Below are 15,636 nucleotides of genomic sequence, written 5' to 3'. Positions count from 1 at the left end.
ACCCAGGCTTAGTGCGAGGTCTTCGCCATCTGCGTGTCCGACGTACGCCAGATCAACCGCGTCGTGTCATACCCTTGCTGGCGCGCCCGGCTCAGCAGGTCCTCGCGGGTGTCGGCACTCACCGTAGGTGTGCGCGACAAGATCCACATGTAGCGCCGGCTTGGGCTGCCGACGAGGGCGGTCTTGTAGTCATCGCTGACGTACAGCACCCAGTAATCGCCCTTGGCGACGCCCGGCAGCAGCGCCGTGAACCAGTTATTGAATTCCACCCAGAGCTTGTCGGTCTTGCCCGGCACTTGCGGCGTGGCCGTGCCCTTGGCTTCCTGCCACTGCCACTCAGGTGTCAGGCAGCGGTTGAACACCGACATGTCGCCATCAGGCAGCAAGGTGTAACGGGCTTCGGACTGCGCGCAGTTGCGCTGGAAGTACATCGGTAATCGGGCCAACTCATACCAGGTGCCCTGGTAACGCTTGAGGTTGACGTTGCTCGCTGTCTTGGGTTGCAGATCATCGCCAGAATGGCTGGCGCAGCCCGCCAAAAACAGGCTGGCACAAAGGCACAAAACAAAACGCATCATTCTTCTTCTCCCGCAGGCTCGCGCCCCGGTTTACTTCAGGCCTTGCCCGGAAAACATCAGAACTTTGTCACCGGCATATTGAACGCTGATAAAGCTGTTTTTATCGCCCCAGGTGCAACTGGACATGCCCAGTGCGCCGGAACAGTCGGTCGGCTTGCCCAGCAGCGACTCCACCTCAGCCTTGGCCATGCCAGCCGACAACTTCGCGTAATTTTCTTGGTTGACCTTGCTGCAAGCGGCCAATAGCACGCAAAAAGCCAGCAGGGCGAGACGGCGTAACGACATGGAAAAACTCCTGGAGGGACGAAGCAGCTTGGGTATCTGCCAGAAGCTTAGAAGGGAAAAGAGGTGTCTGGTTCCCGATGTGCAAAAACAAAAAAGCCCCGAAAACGCTGAAACGTTTCGGGGCTTCTTGAAGAGTGAACAGCCTCACAACATGGCGGATAACTTATCGCCGCGAATTACTTCTTGTGGTAGCCGGTCACGCGCTCAACTTCTTCCTTCGAACCCAGGAACACGGCCACACGCTGGTGCAGGCCCTCGGGTTGGATGTCGAGGATACGCTGGTGGCCGTCGGTGGACGCGCCGCCTGCTTGCTCAACCAGGAACGACATCGGGTTGGCTTCGTACATCAAGCGCAGTTTGCCCGGCTTGGACGGCTCGCGGCTGTCGCGTGGGTACATGAACAAGCCACCACGGGTCAGGATACGGTGTACGTCAGCCACCATCGCGGCGACCCAACGCATGTTGAAGTTTTTCTTCAACGGGCCTTCCTCACCGGCCATCAACTCGCCGACGTAGCGGGTTACCGGCTCTTCCCAGTGGCGCTGGTTGGACATGTTGATCGCGAATTCCTGGGTGGATGCAGGAATAGTGATGTCTTCGTGGGTCAGCACAAAGCTGCCCATTTCGCGGTCCAGGGTGAAGCCTTTGACGCCATCGCCCAAGGTCAGCACCAGCATGGTCTGCGGGCCGTAGATCGCGTAACCGGCAGCGACCTGCTCAGTGCCTGGCTGCAGGAAGGCCTTTTCGTTCAAGGCTTCGTTCTGGCTCAGGTACTCGTTCGGGCAGCGCAATACCGAGAAGATGGTGCCGACCGGTGCGTTGATGTCGATGTTGGACGAACCGTCCAGTGGGTCGAACACCAGCAGGTAGGCGCCCTTGGGGTACTTGCCCGGGATCTGGTAGGCATTGTCCATTTCTTCGGACGCCATGCCGGCCAGGTGACCGCCCCATTCGTTGGCTTCGAGCAGGATCTCGTTGGAGATCACGTCGAGCTTCTTCTGCACTTCGCCTTGAACGTTTTCAGTGTCCATGCTGCCCAGGACACCACCCAGTGCGCCTTTGGATACGGCGTGGCTGATTTCCTTGCAAGCACGCGCCACCACTTCGATAAGGAAGCGCAGATCGGCAGGCGTGTTGTTGCTGCGGGTCTGCTCGATCAAATAGCGACTCAGGGTAACGCGGGACATGGAAGGCTCCGGAGAATGGGGGGCTTAAAAACCCGCGCAGTTTAACGCGAGTCGGGGCGTATTTCCTCTAATCAGAGGATTTAACTCCAATAGAGTTCACGGTTTGGCCGCAGGTTGGCGCAACAAACTGTAGGCCATCGCCCCCAGCGCCGCCACACCCAACAGGAGCACGGCCCACAGGCCGAGTTTCTTCCAGTCGGTGCCTGCTTCGGGCGATGCGGCGACGGCGGCGGTTTTGACCACCACCTCTCCCGCAACGCTGGCCTGGCCTAACGTCTTGAGACGTTCGGCGCTGTAGTCGGGGATCAGGGTCGACAACGGCAGGTTCGCCGCCTTGACCGAGCCATTGCCCAGCGCCAGGGTGAACGGTGGCTCACCCCGCGCCAGGAACACCAACTGCGTGGCGCGCACGGCAAAACGCAGGGCCGGCGCTTCAACGCCCAAGCCACCGCCGCGCTCATCCACCTGCAACTTGAGCTCGCCGACGGCAATGCCCGGCAGTTGCAACTCGTCCTGCACGACGTCTTGGCCGTTCTGGGCCAGGCGGTACAACAAGCCATTGCTCAGCGGCTGCCAGGCTTGCTTGGCTTCACGGCGCCCCGCCAAGGCGACCGGCGCCAGCGTGTTCGGCTGCTTCAACTCGATACGCAAGCGCTCGACATTCAGACCCGTCGGCAGCTGCCAGCTGTATTCCCCGGCCTTGAGCCGCGTACCCGACAACGGCTGCGACCACACCAACGGCATCGGCAGACTGCTGCTGGTGGCGCTCACAAGCTTGGCCGAGGTCAGCGTCGGCGCGACCTGGCCTTGCCACACCAAGCGCAGGTAACGCGCCGATTGCCCCGGCAAGCTCACGTCATGCTGCTCGACCCGCTCGTCGGCAAACGACAGGCGCGCCACCTGGCCATCGCCCCAGGATTCCCAGTGCTGCAAGTCGTCACTGGCTTCAATGCTGAAACGCTGGAAGCCGTCCTGTTCGCGGCTCCAGTCCAGGCTCAGTTGCTGCAACGGCGCCTTGATCGCGCTGGCGTCCAGCACCCAGCCACGCAGTACTTGCTTGCCGGCCTTGGACGGGCGCACCTCGAGCAGCGTGCCTTCAGCAGTGGATTTCATCACCACGTCCGGCACGCTTTCGCGGGTGTCGGCGGCGTACAGCGGGAACCACTTCACATCGGCCACATTGCGGCTTTCGGTGCGTTGCGCGGATTGGCGCGACAACGCATACGCCTGAGGCTCACCGGCGGCATTGAACACGCGCACATCGCTCAGATCGGCCTGGCGCGCGCTCAATTGCACAGACAGCGGCAACTCCAGGCGATACCAAGGGCCGTTGCCACTCACCGCCAACGGCACCTGCGTGGTGAAGTCGGCGGGCGTTTCCTGCGCCCATACCGACAACGTCGTACACAAGCCCACCGCGATTACGCTCAACTTACCGATCAAGAGGATGCTCCTTCAGTTTCCAACACAGGCTCGGCACGCTTGGGCGGCAGTGGTGCAAAGTAGCCCACCACCAGCAACAGCCCGCCCACGCCGATAAACGACACAATCCGCGCCAGCCCGCCACGGTTACTCAGCTCGACAAAGAACAGCTTGGCGACCACCACTGCAATCAACGCCGCGCCGATCAACCACACTTCGCGACGATGGCGCAGGTGGCCGCCGATCATCAGGCCGAGGGCGATCAGGGTCCACACAATCGACAGGCCGGCCTGTACCAACATGGACGCCAGCAACGCATCCAGCTGGAACGGCACACCCGCCCAGTGGTGGGCGGTGCGCATCACCAAGGCGGTGAAGAAGGCAAACAGCGAAGCCCCCGCGACACCTTGGGCGACTAGCTCGGCACGCGGCCCGCGTTGCGGCGCAACGCTGCGCGACCACAGGTAAATACCCAGCAATGCGAACAGCAGGCCCAGGTCCAGCGGGTTAAGCAGCGGCACGTACGGCAGCGGTTCAGCGGTGCCGTCGCTGAAAATATTCGCCAGCCAGAACCAGCCGAGCATCAATACCGCCAGCGGCAACGCGGCCAGCACGCGGTATTCACGCGGATACGCCGACACCGGCCACGGCCAGCTGCGCGGCGCAGCCGCCAGCACCAGGTACAGGCTTGGCAGAATCGCCCAACCCAACCAGCGCCAGGCGTTGTATTCGCTCGACAGCAACAGCAGGCCGTAACGCAGCTCCAGCGCCAGCACGCCGATCAACATCCAGCAGCCGAGCACGTGGGCGATGCTCAATACGTTGCCCGGCACCCGCGCAGTCAAACGGCGCAGCGAGAGGAAATGCACAACGAACACCGCCAACCAAGCCAGCCAGCCGTACTGCGCCGCCGGGTGGTAGTAGTCATGGGCAGACACCAGCAACACCACACCCGCCGCCGGCATCAGCAAGGCGCACAGCATGCCCAGCGATGCCCAGCGCAAACGTTCGGCCAGCACTGCCCAGATCGCCACGCTAATCGCCGCGATACCGAGCAAAAATGGCCCCTGCAGCGCCTGCGGGATAAACCGCAACACTTCCCCGATCAGCGCCAGCGTCCACCAGGCCGCGCCCCATACCAGCAGCAGGTCGGACAGGCGTTGCAGCTTCAACACGGCAAACACCGGCGCATGCGGTTCACGCTGCAAGCGCCAGGCGCCCACCATCGCGGCCAGGCCCAGCACCATTGGCGTCCAGAAACCGCTGTGGGCAAAGGGGCGCAAGCCCTCGCTGCTCAACGGCCCGAGCAACTGCGGCACCGCCAACAGGAACGAAGCGCCGCCGATCAGTTGCAGCAGCAACCCAAATACGAAACTCGCGCGCTGCTGCAAGTACAGGCTCAGCCAGATAATCAACAAGCCACTCGCCGCCCATACGCCGCTGGCGCTTTCCCATGGCAGCACAAACAGCACCGCGAGGTTGATCAGCACCAAACCGGCGAGCAGCACCACCGACAGCCCGCGCAGCAGCCGCACATCGCTACGCACCAGGTCATCGCGCGCGGCCATCAGCATGCCGCCGACCAACGCCAGGCCGATCAGCGAGGCGGTCAATAAGCCGGTCCACCCGGCGCTGAATACCGCCGTCCCATCACCGCCCTGCAAGCGCAACAGGAACAACGCACCGCCAAGCAGTTGCACGCCGAAGGCGGTGAACAGGAAGGTGCGCGAGCCGATGCGCAGGCCGACAAACAGCGTCACAAGACCCGCGATTGCCCAACTGACGGCGGTGCCTTGGGTCAGCAGCAGCAACGGTGCAAGCAGGTACAAAAAGCTCAGGCCCAAGCTCGCCAGCACGGGCAGGCCTTTGCGCTCCCAGTGCGCCGCCTGTTCGGTCGATGCCTTGCGCAACTGATCGAAGCTGAACAGCAGCGCCGCACCCAGCAACAGCGCGCCCAGCGGTGCACCGTCGAGTAAGGTCAGTTCGCCTACGCGCAGTTCGCTGAGGAACGCCAGCGCCGAACCCAACTGCAACAACAGGCCAAATGCCCGCGCCAGCGGCCGCTGTTGGCGCAAGCCGAGCCAGAAGATCCCCGCGCCCTCCACCGCCCACGCCGCCGCCGTCCAGCGCGCATCAAGGCCCAGCGGAATCGCCAGGCTGGCAAAGATCACCCCCAGGGCCAGGCAGGTTTCCGCCAGCAGCAAGGCGCGACCGCCACTGAGCAACCGCGCCAGGCCCATGTAGATAAGCCCTAGGCCCAGCGCACTGAACGCGGCGGCAAATTCCAGGTGCTGCACCAGCGCGAACTGCAGGCCGAAGCCCACCAGCGGCGGCCCGAACAGCATGCTGCCATCGACATAATCGCCCTTGGCCGCCGACCAGCGCAGCAGCGCATGACGGTCTTCGGGGGCATCGCCCATCTCTTGCAACTTACGTCGGGCGAACAACAGGCCGATGGCCAAGTACATCAGGAAAAACAGGATCAGAAACGGCTCGGTGCTCCACAGCAGTTCCGGTGTGTACGAACGCAGGCCCCAGGCGAAACCGATGCCGAAGGTGCCGACAAACCCGATCAGGTTGAGCAAGCGCCAGGCCTTGAACCAGGCGATGGCGAGGATGCCGGCATTGAGCAACGCAAAATAGCTGAACAGCGCCACATGGTTACCGGCGCCGGTGGACGTAAGAATCGGCGCGGCAAACCCACCCAGCGCTGCCGCGCACGCAAGGCCAAGGGCGTCCTGAGTGATCGCCAGGATCGCCGAGAACACCGTGACCGCCACCAACAGGCCGAGCGCAGCGCTCGGGTCGATCAATGGGTGCAAGCGCATCGCGGCAAACACCGTCAGGTACAACACGGCAATCCCGGTGCCTTGCAGCATCAGGCCGTAATTGCTGTTGCGCAGCCGTAACCACCAACCCAGGCCCAGCAGGCCGATGGCGGCAGCGGCAACGCCGGCGTAACGCAGTTCGATCGGCACCACCACACCTTCGGTGGCATAGCGCAGCAAAAATGCCAGGCCGAGAAACAACAGCACCACGCCAACGCGCAGCACGGTGTTACCGCCAAACAACCAAGTGCGTGCGCCACTGATGGCGCGCTCGATCAGGTTGGGGCCACGGGGAATGGCAGGTTCTTTAGGTGTTGGCGTCGGCGCTGGGGCCCAGACGTCATCCGGCAGCGGCTGGCTGGTTTCGGCCACTGTGGCGACAGGCGCCAGTTCGGCGGGCAGTTCCCAAACAAGTTCGGGCTTTTCAACCACAGGTACGGGTTCTGGGAGAGGGGTTTCAACAATCACGCTGCTGGTCGGCGGGGGCACTTCCAACTGCCGCAGGCGCTCACCCAGCGCTATCAGCGCCTTCTGCGTGGTCTCCAACTGACGAGCTTGCTGGTCCGCTTGGGCGGACAGCCTCGACAGGCGAATCGCCTGGCCAATGCCCAAGCCCAATAGCGCACCGAAACCGGCATCAGTGAACGACTCATCGAGTGTCCAGCCGAGCACCAGGCCAATCAGCATGAAGATCCATTGCATAGTCGATATCCCTAAGCAGCCCGAGGCGGGCAAACCGGGGGCTAGTATATCGACGCAGCACTAATGTGGGAGCGGGCTTGCCCGCGATAGCGGTGTATCAGTCGACATATTTGCAAACTGACACTGCGCTATCGCGGGCAAGCCCGCCCCCACACTTGGATCAGCGGTGTTTAGTCGAGGGCTTTCCATATCTCGGTGGCGTATTCGCGGATCGTGCGATCCGAGCTGAACCACCCCATCCGCGCCGTATTGAGCACCGCCGAACGCCACCACGCCTTGGAGTCATGCCAATGCGCCTCGACCCGTGCCTGGGCATCCCAGTAGGAATCGAAGTCGGCACACACCAGGAAACGGTCGTAGTCGATCAGGCCATCGATCAAACCCACATAACGGCCCGGATCATCCGGCGAGAACACCCCGCCCCGGATCGCTTGCAGCACATCGTTGAGGCGATGGGAGGCGGCAATTTCCGGCCCGGCGTTGAATTCACCGGCGTGCTTGCGGGCTTCCACCTGCTGCGCACTGAGGCCGAAAATAAACATGTGATCGGCGCCCACGCGCTCGTGCATCTCCACGTTGGCGCCGTCCATGGTGCCGATGGTCAGCGCGCCGTTGAGGCCAAACTTCATGTTACTGGTGCCCGAGGCTTCGAAGCCCGCCGTGGAGATCTGCTCCGACAAATCTGCCGCCGGGATGATGCTTTCCGCCAGGCTGACGTTGTAGTTGGGCAGGAACACCACCTTGAGCAAGCCGCGCACGGTGGGGTCGTTGTTCACGGTGCGGGCGATGTCGTTGGTCAACTTGATGATCAACTTGGCCTGGTGATAACTCGCGGCGGCCTTGCCCGCGAAGATCTTCACCCGTGGCACCCAGTCAGTGCCCGGCTCGGCGCGTATCGCCTGGTACAGCGCCACGGTGTGCAGCAGGTTGAGCAACTGGCGTTTGTATTCGTGGATGCGTTTGACCTGCACGTCGAACATCGCCGCCGGGTTGACGGAGATGCCCAGGCGCTCGTGGATGATCTCGGCCAGCGCGCGCTTGCTGTGCAGGCGCTGATCGGCGAAGGCTTTGCGGAAAGACTGCTTCTCGGCGAAGGTTTCCAGCTCCGTCAGGCGGGTTTCCATGGTGTCGAGAATGTCCGGGCCCAGCGCTTCCACCAGCATCTCGGTGAGCTTGGGGTTGGCCTGGTACAGCCAGCGGCGGAAGGTGATGCCGTTGGTTTTGTTGTTGATGCGCTCCGGGTACAGCTTGTGCATTTCGGAGAACACCGTGCTGCGCATCAGCTGGGTGTGCAAGCCGGACACGCCGTTGACGCTGTGGGAGCCCAGGAACGCCAGGTTGCCCATGCGCACACGGCGGCCGTTGTCTTCTTCGATCAGCGACACGGCGCGCAGCACGTCAAAGTCGTGAATGCCTTTGGCGCGCAGCGAGTCGATGTGCTGGGCGTTGATCAGGTAGATGATCTGCATGTGCCGGGGCAGCATGCGTTCCATCAGGCCCACAGGCCAGGTTTCCAATGCCTCGGGTAGCAAGGTGTGGTTGGTGTAGGAAAGGGTTTCAACCGTCACATCCCACGCGGCTTCCCACGGAATGTCATGCAGGTCGACGAGTTGGCGCATCAGCTCAGCCACGGCAATCGAGGGGTGAGTGTCGTTGAGCTGGATGGCGGCGTGCTCGCCCAGGCTCAATACCGAGCCGTGCATGTTTTTGTGGCGGCGCAGCAAGTCTTGCAAGGAGGCGGCGACGAAGAAGTATTCCTGGCGCAGGCGCAGTTCCTGCCCCGCTTCGGTGCTGTCGGCCGGGTAAAGCACTCGCGAGATGCTTTCGGCGCGGGCGACTTCGGCGACGGCGCCCAAGTGGTCACCGGCGTTGAAACGTTCCAGGTGCAGGTCTTCCACGGCGCGTGCACGCCACAGGCGCAGGGTGTTGACGCTGGCGCCACGCCAGCCGACGACTGGGGTGTCATAAGCAACCGCGCGCACGGTTTCACTGGGCGTCCACACTTGGATCAGCTTGCCGGAGGCGTCCGGCAGGGTTTCGACGCTACCGCCAAAGCCGATCGGGTAAATCACTTCGGCCCGCTCGAATTCCCATGGGTTACCAAAGTCCAGCCAGCGCTCGGTCTGTTCCTGCTGCCAGCCATCAACAATCGCCTGGCGGAACAGGCCGTGCTCATAACGAATGCCATACCCGTGGCCGGCAATGCCCAGGGTCGACATGCTTTCCATAAAGCATGCCGCCAAGCGGCCCAGGCCACCGTTGCCGAGCGCCGCGTCGGGCTCCAGCAGGCGGATGCGCTCCAGGTCGACTCCCAGTTCGGAGAGTGCTTCGCGCGCGATCTCCAGCACGCCAAGGTTGCTCAGGCTGTCGTAGAGCAAACGACCGATCAGGAATTCGAGAGAGAGGTAATAAACCCGCTTCTGGCCTTTGCGGTAAATACGCCGTGTATGGTCCATCCAATGGTCGACCATCTGGTCGCGCGCGGCCAGGGCAATGGCTTCAAACCAGTCGTGGTCGAAGGCGTGGTCGGGGTCTTTGCCCACCGCGTAGGTGAGTTTGGTCAAGACAGCATCGCGGAATGCGGCTACCTCTGCTTCTCGTGCAAGCGGTTCCTGAGACATCGGTGCGACCTCGGGCGAGATTGAAGGAGTTGCTAGAGCCTAGTCGGTCTGACAGACGGCGGACGTGCTGGTTCGGCAGTTTTTTAACTCATTCACCTTTGCGGGAAATTGATGCAGGGGTCGTGCCCGAACGGCGCTTGAGCAGCCTTCGGGCTGAAAACCGCAAAATATTGTTCAAAAAATCATCAATCCCGGTATTATCGCGCGCCCGGATATAGCCCCACCTTGGAACCCTGATGAAGCCTCAACTGATCGCCGCCGCGGAACTCGACCGTCTCGAGACCTGGCAGAAATATTCCGCCCACATGTGCGGTGGCTGCGTGTCCAGCTGCTGCACGCTGCCGGTTGAGGTGAAGATCAAGGACCTGATCCGCATTGGCATCGTTGACGAGTTCGAACGCGGCGACCCGCCGAAGAACATCGCCAAGCGTTTGCAGAAGGAAGGCATCGTCGAGCGCTACAACTCCAAATCCGAAATTTTTACCCTGCAGCGCATGAGCAACAACGATTGCCTGTACCTGGATCGTAAGACGCGCTTCTGCACTATTTATGACAAGCGCCCGGATACCTGCCGCAACCACCCGAAAATCGGCCCGCGGCCTGGGTATTGCGCGTATAAGCCGAAGGAAGTGGTGCGCGAGACTAAGTTCAAGACCCTCGACAAGTTCTGATCATCGTTCCCACGCTCTGCGTGGGAACGCCTCTTGGGACGCTCCACGGCCCGCCTTTAAGAGCGGACGCGGAGCGTCCAGAGCTAAATTCCCACGCAGAGCGTGGGAACGATCAGGCATAAAAAAACGCCCCCGGCCTTTCGACCGGGGGCGTTTTTCATTCAGCCTGAGTTAACTCAGTTCTTGGCTTTCTTGGCAGCGCGGGTACGCTCGCCTTCGTCCAGGATCTTCTTACGCAGGCGGATCGACTTAGGCGTAACTTCGCACAGCTCGTCGTCCTGGATGAATTCCAGAGCCTGTTCCAGGGTGAAGCGAACAGGTGGAACCAGAGCGATGGTTTCGTCTTTACCCGAAGCACGCATGTTGTCGAGCTTCTTGCCTTTGGTTGGGTTGACGCCCATGTCGTTGTCACGGCTGTTCAGACCAACGATCTGACCGTTGTAGATCTCTTGACCGTGTTCAACGAACAGCTTGCCACGCGCCTGGAGAGTTTCCAGGGAGTAGGTCAGCGCCTTGCCGGTTTCTACCGATACCAGAACACCGTTCTGACGGCCGGACATGTCGCCGGACTTCATGGTGTCGTAGCGATCGAAGATCGAGGTCAGGATGCCAGCACCGTTGGTCAGGGTCAGGAACTGGTTACGGAAACCGATCAGACCACGAGCAGGGATGTTGTATTCCAGACGCACACGGCCTTTGCCATCCGGCACCATGTTGGTCAGGTCGCCGCGACGCAGGCCCATCTCTTCCATGACTTTGCCCTGGGATTCTTCCGGGGTGTCGATGGTCACGTCTTCAAACGGTTCCTGCTTCACGCCGTCAACCTGACGGATGATCACTTCCGGACGACCAACGCCCATTTCGAAGCCTTCGCGACGCATGGTCTCGATCAGTACCGAGAGGTGCAGCTCACCACGGCCGGAAACCTTGAACTTGTCAGCCGAGTCGCCTTCTTCAACGCGCAGTGCAACGTTGTACAGCAGCTCTTTGTCCAGACGTTCCTTGATGTTACGGGAAGTCACGAACTTGCCTTCTTTACCGCAGAAAGGCGAGTCGTTTACCTGGAAGGTCATGGAAACGGTTGGCTCGTCAACGGTCAGAGGCTTCATCGCCTCGACAGTGTCCGGCTGGCACAGGGTGTCGGAGATGAACAGCGAGTCCATACCGCTGACGCACACGATGTCGCCTGCGAAAGCTTCTTCAACGTCGATACGGTGCAGACCGTGGTGACCCATCAGCTTCAGGATACGACCGTTACGCTTCTTACCGTCGGCACCGATAGCAACAACCGGAGTGTTCGGCTTGACGCTACCACGAGCGATACGGCCAACGCCGATAACACCCAGGAAGCTGTTGTAGTCCAGTGCCGAGATTTGCATCTGGAACGGGCCTTCACGGTCAACCTTCGGCGGTGGAACGTGGTCAACGATCGCCTGGTACAGCGGGGTCATGTCTTCCGCCATGGCGGTGTGTTCCAGACCGGCAATACCGTTCAGGGCAGAGGCGTAGATCACTTGGAAATCAAGCTGCTCTTCGGTTGCACCCAGGTTGTCGAACAGGTCGAAAATCTGGTCCAGAACCCAGTCCGGACGCGCGCCTGGACGGTCAACCTTGTTGATGCACACGATCGGACGCAGGCCGGCTTCGAAAGCCTTCTTGGTCACGAAACGGGTTTGCGGCATAGGGCCGTCTTGGGCATCAACCAGCAGCAGAACGGAGTCAACCATCGACATTACACGTTCAACTTCACCGCCGAAGTCGGCGTGGCCCGGGGTGTCCACGATGTTGATGTGGTAGCCGTTCCAGTTGATAGCGGTGTTTTTAGCCAGGATGGTAATACCGCGCTCTTTTTCCTGGTCGTTGGAGTCCATCACGCGCTCGTCGTTGAGCTCGTTGCGCTCCAGGGTGCCGGATTGACGCAGGAGTTTGTCTACCAGGGTGGTTTTACCATGGTCAACGTGAGCAATGATGGCGATGTTACGTAGATTTTCGATCACTTGTGTATCTCGATCAGAGGATTCGGTGTGCTGACAGGTCGTGGCAGCGATTAACAGTAGAGTCAGGCCTTGCCGTTACAGCTTGACGGCAGAGTCGGGGGGCCGGTGACGCAGGCCACAGGCAAACAGCCCCGGGCTCTTAGCTCGGTCGATAAACGCGCACATTGGCATGCCCCTCACTGAGCAAATGGTGGGCATGCAGGCGACTCATCACGCCTTTGTCGCAATACAGCAGGTACTGACGGCTGTTATCCAGTTCCTTGAAACGCGCGTTCAATGCGTAGAACGGCAGCGCTTGCACGTCGATGCCAGTGATTTCCAGCGGCTCATCTTCCGCGGCATCCGGGTGACGGATGTCGACGACAATCTGGCCGGCCAGGGCTTCGCTGACTTCTTCGATTTGCACGTCTTGGCCCAGTTCGTCGATTACGCGATCGATCGGGACCATTTTGGCGTTCTCGAGCGCACGCTCCAGAATCGCCATGTCGAACTGTTGTTCTTCGTACTCCACGCGGTTGCGCTTGGCGTGGGTCTTGGGGTTCACCGAGATGACCCCGCAATATTCAGGCATGTGCTTGGCGAAATCCGCCGTGCCGATTTCTTCGGCCAGGTCGATGATGTCCTGCTTGTGACTGGCAATCAGCGGGCGCAGCACCAGCTTTTCGGTCACGCAGTCAATCAGCGACAGGTTCGGCAGCGTCTGGCTGGAAACCTGGGAGATCGCTTCGCCGGTCACCAGCGCGTCGATCTGCAACTGATCGGCGATTCGGGACGCAGCGCGCAACATCATACGCTTCAATACTACGCCCATATGACTGTTATCGACTTTGCCGAGAATTTCGCCCAGCACTTCCTCGAACGGCACGCTTACGAATAGCACGCGCTGGGAGCTGCCGTACTTCTTCCAGATAAAATGCGCGACTTCCATCACGCCCAATTCGTGTGCACGCCCGCCCAGATTAAAGAAGCAGAAGTGGCTCATCAGGCCGCGGCGCATGATCTGGTAGGCCGCCACTGTGGAATCGAAACCGCCGGACATCAGTACCAGGGTCTGTTCCAGGGCGCCCAACGGGTAGCCGCCAATGCTGTTGTGCTGGCTGTGGATCACAAACAACCGTTGGTCGCGAATTTCCATGCGCACTTCAATTTGCGGCGCTTTCAGGGAAATTCCGGCGGCGCCGCACTCGCGACGCAGCTTGCTGCCGACGTATTTCTCGACGTCCATGGAGGTGAAGGTGTGCTTGCCGGCGCGCTTGCAGCGCACCGAAAAAATCTTGCCTTCTAACTCTGTGCCGAAATGCAGTTTGCACTTTTCGGTGATGTCGTCGAAGTCGCCCAGCGGGTACTCATCCACCTGCAGGAAATGCGCGATGCCCGGCATGCAGCTCAGGCGCTCGGTCATGTCCTTCAAGGCTTTGGCGTCGGTGACACGGGTTTCCAGCTCGAGGTTGTCCCACACGCCGTTCACCACCACAGCCGGGTCCAAGTCACGGAGCACGGCACGGATGTTCTTGGCCAACTGACGGATGAAACGCATCCGTACCGGTCGGCTTTTGATGGTGATCTCGGGGAACACTTTAACGATTAATTTCATGGAAACAGCGCGCGCCGGGCCTGCTGAAAAAGGGGGGCGCGGATTATAGCGGAAATCGCTCAAGGTTTAACCAGTTAATATGCATTGACGATACCGCGCACCAAAACGGGTCATTTGCGCAAATTAACGCTACATTGCAGTGCGTTAATTATTCCGCTTCAGCGGATTGCACCGTTATAGGGGCCATTTTGAGGCAAAAAGGCCATGTTGGCGCACTGGCATGCAATTTGCTCTCTTGTGAGGCAGGTTGCCTTGGTCGAGTATTCGCGCCGGCATCACCCACATTCTAAGGGCTAACTCCACTACCCCAGCCCGAAGCCACCCGGAGGACACCATGTCGAAGTCGGTTCAACTCATCAAAGATCATGACGTTAAATGGATTGATCTGCGCTTCACGGACACTAAAGGTACTCAGCACCACGTGACCATGCCGGCTCGCGACGCGCTGGATGATGCTTTCTTCGAAGAAGGCAAAATGTTCGACGGTTCCTCCATTGCTGGCTGGAAAGGCATCGAAGCTTCCGACATGATCCTGATGCCGGACGACAGCACTGCCGTTCTCGACCCGTTCACCGAAGACCCAACCCTGATCATCGTCTGCGACGTGATCGAGCCTTCGACCATGCAAGGCTACGACCGCGACCCACGTGCGATCGCCAAGCGTGCCGAGGAATACCTGAAGTCGACCGGTATCGGCGACACCGTATTCGTTGGCCCAGAGCCAGAATTCTTCATCTTTGATTCGGTCAAGTTCAAGTCCGACATCTCCGGCTCCATGTTCAAGATCTTCTCTGAACAAGGTTCGTGGATGTCCGACCAGGACATCGAAGGCGGCAACAAAGGCCACCGTCCAGGTATCAAAGGTGGCTACTTCCCAGTTCCGCCATTCGACCACGACCACGAAATCCGTACCTCCATGTGCAACGCCATGGAAGAAATGGGCTTGGTCATCGAAGTTCACCACCACGAAGTGGCGACTGCCGGCCAGAACGAAATCGGTGTGAAGTTCAACACCCTGGTGGCCAAGGCTGACGAAGTTCAGACCCTGAAGTACTGCGTACACAACGTGGCTGATGCCTACGGCCGTACCGCTACCTTCATGCCTAAGCCGCTGTATGGCGATAACGGTTCGGGTATGCACGTTCACCTGTCCATCGCCAAAGATGGCAAGAACACCTTCGCTGGCGAAGGTTATGCCGGCCTGTCCGACACCGCCCTGTACTTCATCGGCGGTATCATCAAGCACGGTAAGGCCCTGAACGGCTTCACCAACCCGTCGACCAACTCCTACAAGCGTCTGGTCCCAGGTTTCGAAGCGCCGGTAATGCTGGCCTACTCGGCTCGCAACCGTTCCGCCTCGATCCGTATTCCTTACGTGTCCAGCCCACGCGCTCGCCGTATCGAAGCGCGCTTCCCGGACCCAGCAGCTAACCCGTACTTGGCTTTCGCTGCCCTGGTCATGGCTGGCCTGGACGGTATCCAGAACAAGATCCACCCAGGCGACGCCGCCGACAAAAACTTGTACGACCTGCCGCCTGAAGAGGCCAAAGAGATCCCACAAGTGTGCGGCAGCCTGAAAGAAGCCCTGGAAGAGCTGGACAAGGGCCGTGCGTTCCTGACCAAAGGCGGCGTATTCAGCGACGACTTCATCGATGCCTACATCGAGCTGAAAAGCGAAGAAGAAATCAAAGTACGCACCTTCGTACACCCACTGGAATACGAGCTGTACTACAGCTGCTGATCCGGTAGCG

Annotated in this window: 10 protein-coding genes; 2 read left to right on the top strand and 8 right to left on the bottom strand. The window is 60.3% G+C overall.

Annotated features, from left to right (window positions below; translation table 11 throughout):
• Nucleotides 1-8: 8 nt before the first annotated feature.
• From K0P33_RS02965 to K0P33_RS02940, 6 genes are all read right to left on the bottom strand, one after another.
• Nucleotides 9-578: a lipocalin family protein gene (locus K0P33_RS02965; protein ID WP_094949337.1), complete on the bottom strand. Its 570-nt coding sequence runs from the start codon at nucleotides 576-578 to the stop codon at nucleotides 9-11.
• Between the two features lie 30 nt (nucleotides 579-608).
• Nucleotides 609-863 (bottom strand): hypothetical protein, encoded by a 255-nt coding sequence (locus K0P33_RS02960; protein WP_017849914.1) that lies wholly within the window; start codon nucleotides 861-863, stop codon nucleotides 609-611.
• A 176-nt stretch (nucleotides 864-1,039) separates the two neighbouring features.
• Entirely contained in the window at nucleotides 1,040-2,050 is a 1,011-nt protein-coding gene (locus K0P33_RS02955; RefSeq protein ID WP_094949338.1) for a class 1 fructose-bisphosphatase, read from the bottom strand.
• A gap of 96 nt (nucleotides 2,051-2,146) precedes the next feature.
• Nucleotides 2,147-3,490: a DUF3999 domain-containing protein gene (locus K0P33_RS02950; protein WP_242155990.1), complete on the bottom strand. Its 1,344-nt coding sequence runs from the start codon at nucleotides 3,488-3,490 to the stop codon at nucleotides 2,147-2,149.
• The gene (locus K0P33_RS02945; protein WP_242153955.1) at nucleotides 3,490-7,002 is read right to left on the bottom strand and encodes a DUF2339 domain-containing protein; all 3,513 of its coding nucleotides are present in this window, start codon (nucleotides 7,000-7,002) and stop codon (nucleotides 3,490-3,492) included. The genes K0P33_RS02950 and K0P33_RS02945 overlap by 1 nt, the downstream gene beginning before the upstream one ends.
• 170 nt (nucleotides 7,003-7,172) lie before the next feature.
• On the bottom strand, nucleotides 7,173-9,623 hold the full coding sequence (locus tag K0P33_RS02940; RefSeq protein WP_094952190.1) for a glycogen/starch/alpha-glucan phosphorylase: 2,451 nt from the start codon (nucleotides 9,621-9,623) through the stop codon (nucleotides 7,173-7,175).
• A 236-nt stretch (nucleotides 9,624-9,859) separates the two neighbouring features.
• On the opposite strand from K0P33_RS02940, the gene K0P33_RS02935 reads away from it, so the two are divergent.
• Nucleotides 9,860-10,294 carry a YkgJ family cysteine cluster protein gene (locus K0P33_RS02935; protein ID WP_003171132.1) on the top strand — a complete coding sequence of 145 codons (435 nt, stop codon included), beginning with the start codon at nucleotides 9,860-9,862 and terminating at the stop codon, nucleotides 10,292-10,294.
• Between the two features lie 176 nt (nucleotides 10,295-10,470).
• On the opposite strand, the gene typA is transcribed toward K0P33_RS02935, so the two are convergent.
• Entirely contained in the window at nucleotides 10,471-12,291 is a 1,821-nt protein-coding gene (gene typA, locus K0P33_RS02930; RefSeq protein WP_094952189.1) for a translational GTPase TypA, read from the bottom strand.
• A gap of 139 nt (nucleotides 12,292-12,430) precedes the next feature.
• Nucleotides 12,431-13,885 carry a tRNA uracil 4-sulfurtransferase ThiI gene (gene thiI / locus K0P33_RS02925; protein ID WP_242153954.1) on the bottom strand — a complete coding sequence of 485 codons (1,455 nt, stop codon included), beginning with the start codon at nucleotides 13,883-13,885 and terminating at the stop codon, nucleotides 12,431-12,433.
• A gap of 334 nt (nucleotides 13,886-14,219) precedes the next feature.
• Here thiI and glnA point away from each other — a divergent pair, with 334 nt between their 5' ends.
• A complete protein-coding gene (gene glnA, locus K0P33_RS02920; RefSeq protein WP_017138628.1) occupies nucleotides 14,220-15,626 on the top strand; it encodes a glutamate--ammonia ligase in 1,407 nt (468 codons plus the stop codon).
• The last annotated feature ends 10 nt before the right edge of the window (nucleotides 15,627-15,636 follow it).

Origin of the sequence: Pseudomonas sp. ArH3a (genome assembly GCF_022648765.1) — a bacterium.
GTDB lineage: Bacteria > Pseudomonadota > Gammaproteobacteria > Pseudomonadales > Pseudomonadaceae > Aquipseudomonas.
The sequence above is the reverse complement of the archived record's forward strand: the minus strand, read 5'-3'. Positions and strand labels throughout refer to the sequence as shown.

Coding starts and splice junctions, on each gene's coding strand:
- K0P33_RS02965 (WP_094949337.1), bottom strand. CDS start 578: ATGATGCGTTTTGTTTTGTGCCTTTGTGCCAGCCTGTTTTTGGCGGGC.
- K0P33_RS02960 (WP_017849914.1), bottom strand. CDS start 863: ATGTCGTTACGCCGTCTCGCCCTGCTGGCTTTTTGCGTGCTATTGGCC.
- K0P33_RS02955 (WP_094949338.1), bottom strand. CDS start 2,050: ATGTCCCGCGTTACCCTGAGTCGCTATTTGATCGAGCAGACCCGCAGC.
- K0P33_RS02945 (WP_242153955.1), bottom strand. CDS start 7,002: ATGCAATGGATCTTCATGCTGATTGGCCTGGTGCTCGGCTGGACACTC.
- K0P33_RS02940 (WP_094952190.1), bottom strand. CDS start 9,623: ATGTCTCAGGAACCGCTTGCACGAGAAGCAGAGGTAGCCGCATTCCGC.
- K0P33_RS02935 (WP_003171132.1), top strand. CDS start 9,860: ATGAAGCCTCAACTGATCGCCGCCGCGGAACTCGACCGTCTCGAGACC.
- thiI (WP_242153954.1), bottom strand. CDS start 13,885: ATGAAATTAATCGTTAAAGTGTTCCCCGAGATCACCATCAAAAGCCGA.
- glnA (WP_017138628.1), top strand. CDS start 14,220: ATGTCGAAGTCGGTTCAACTCATCAAAGATCATGACGTTAAATGGATT.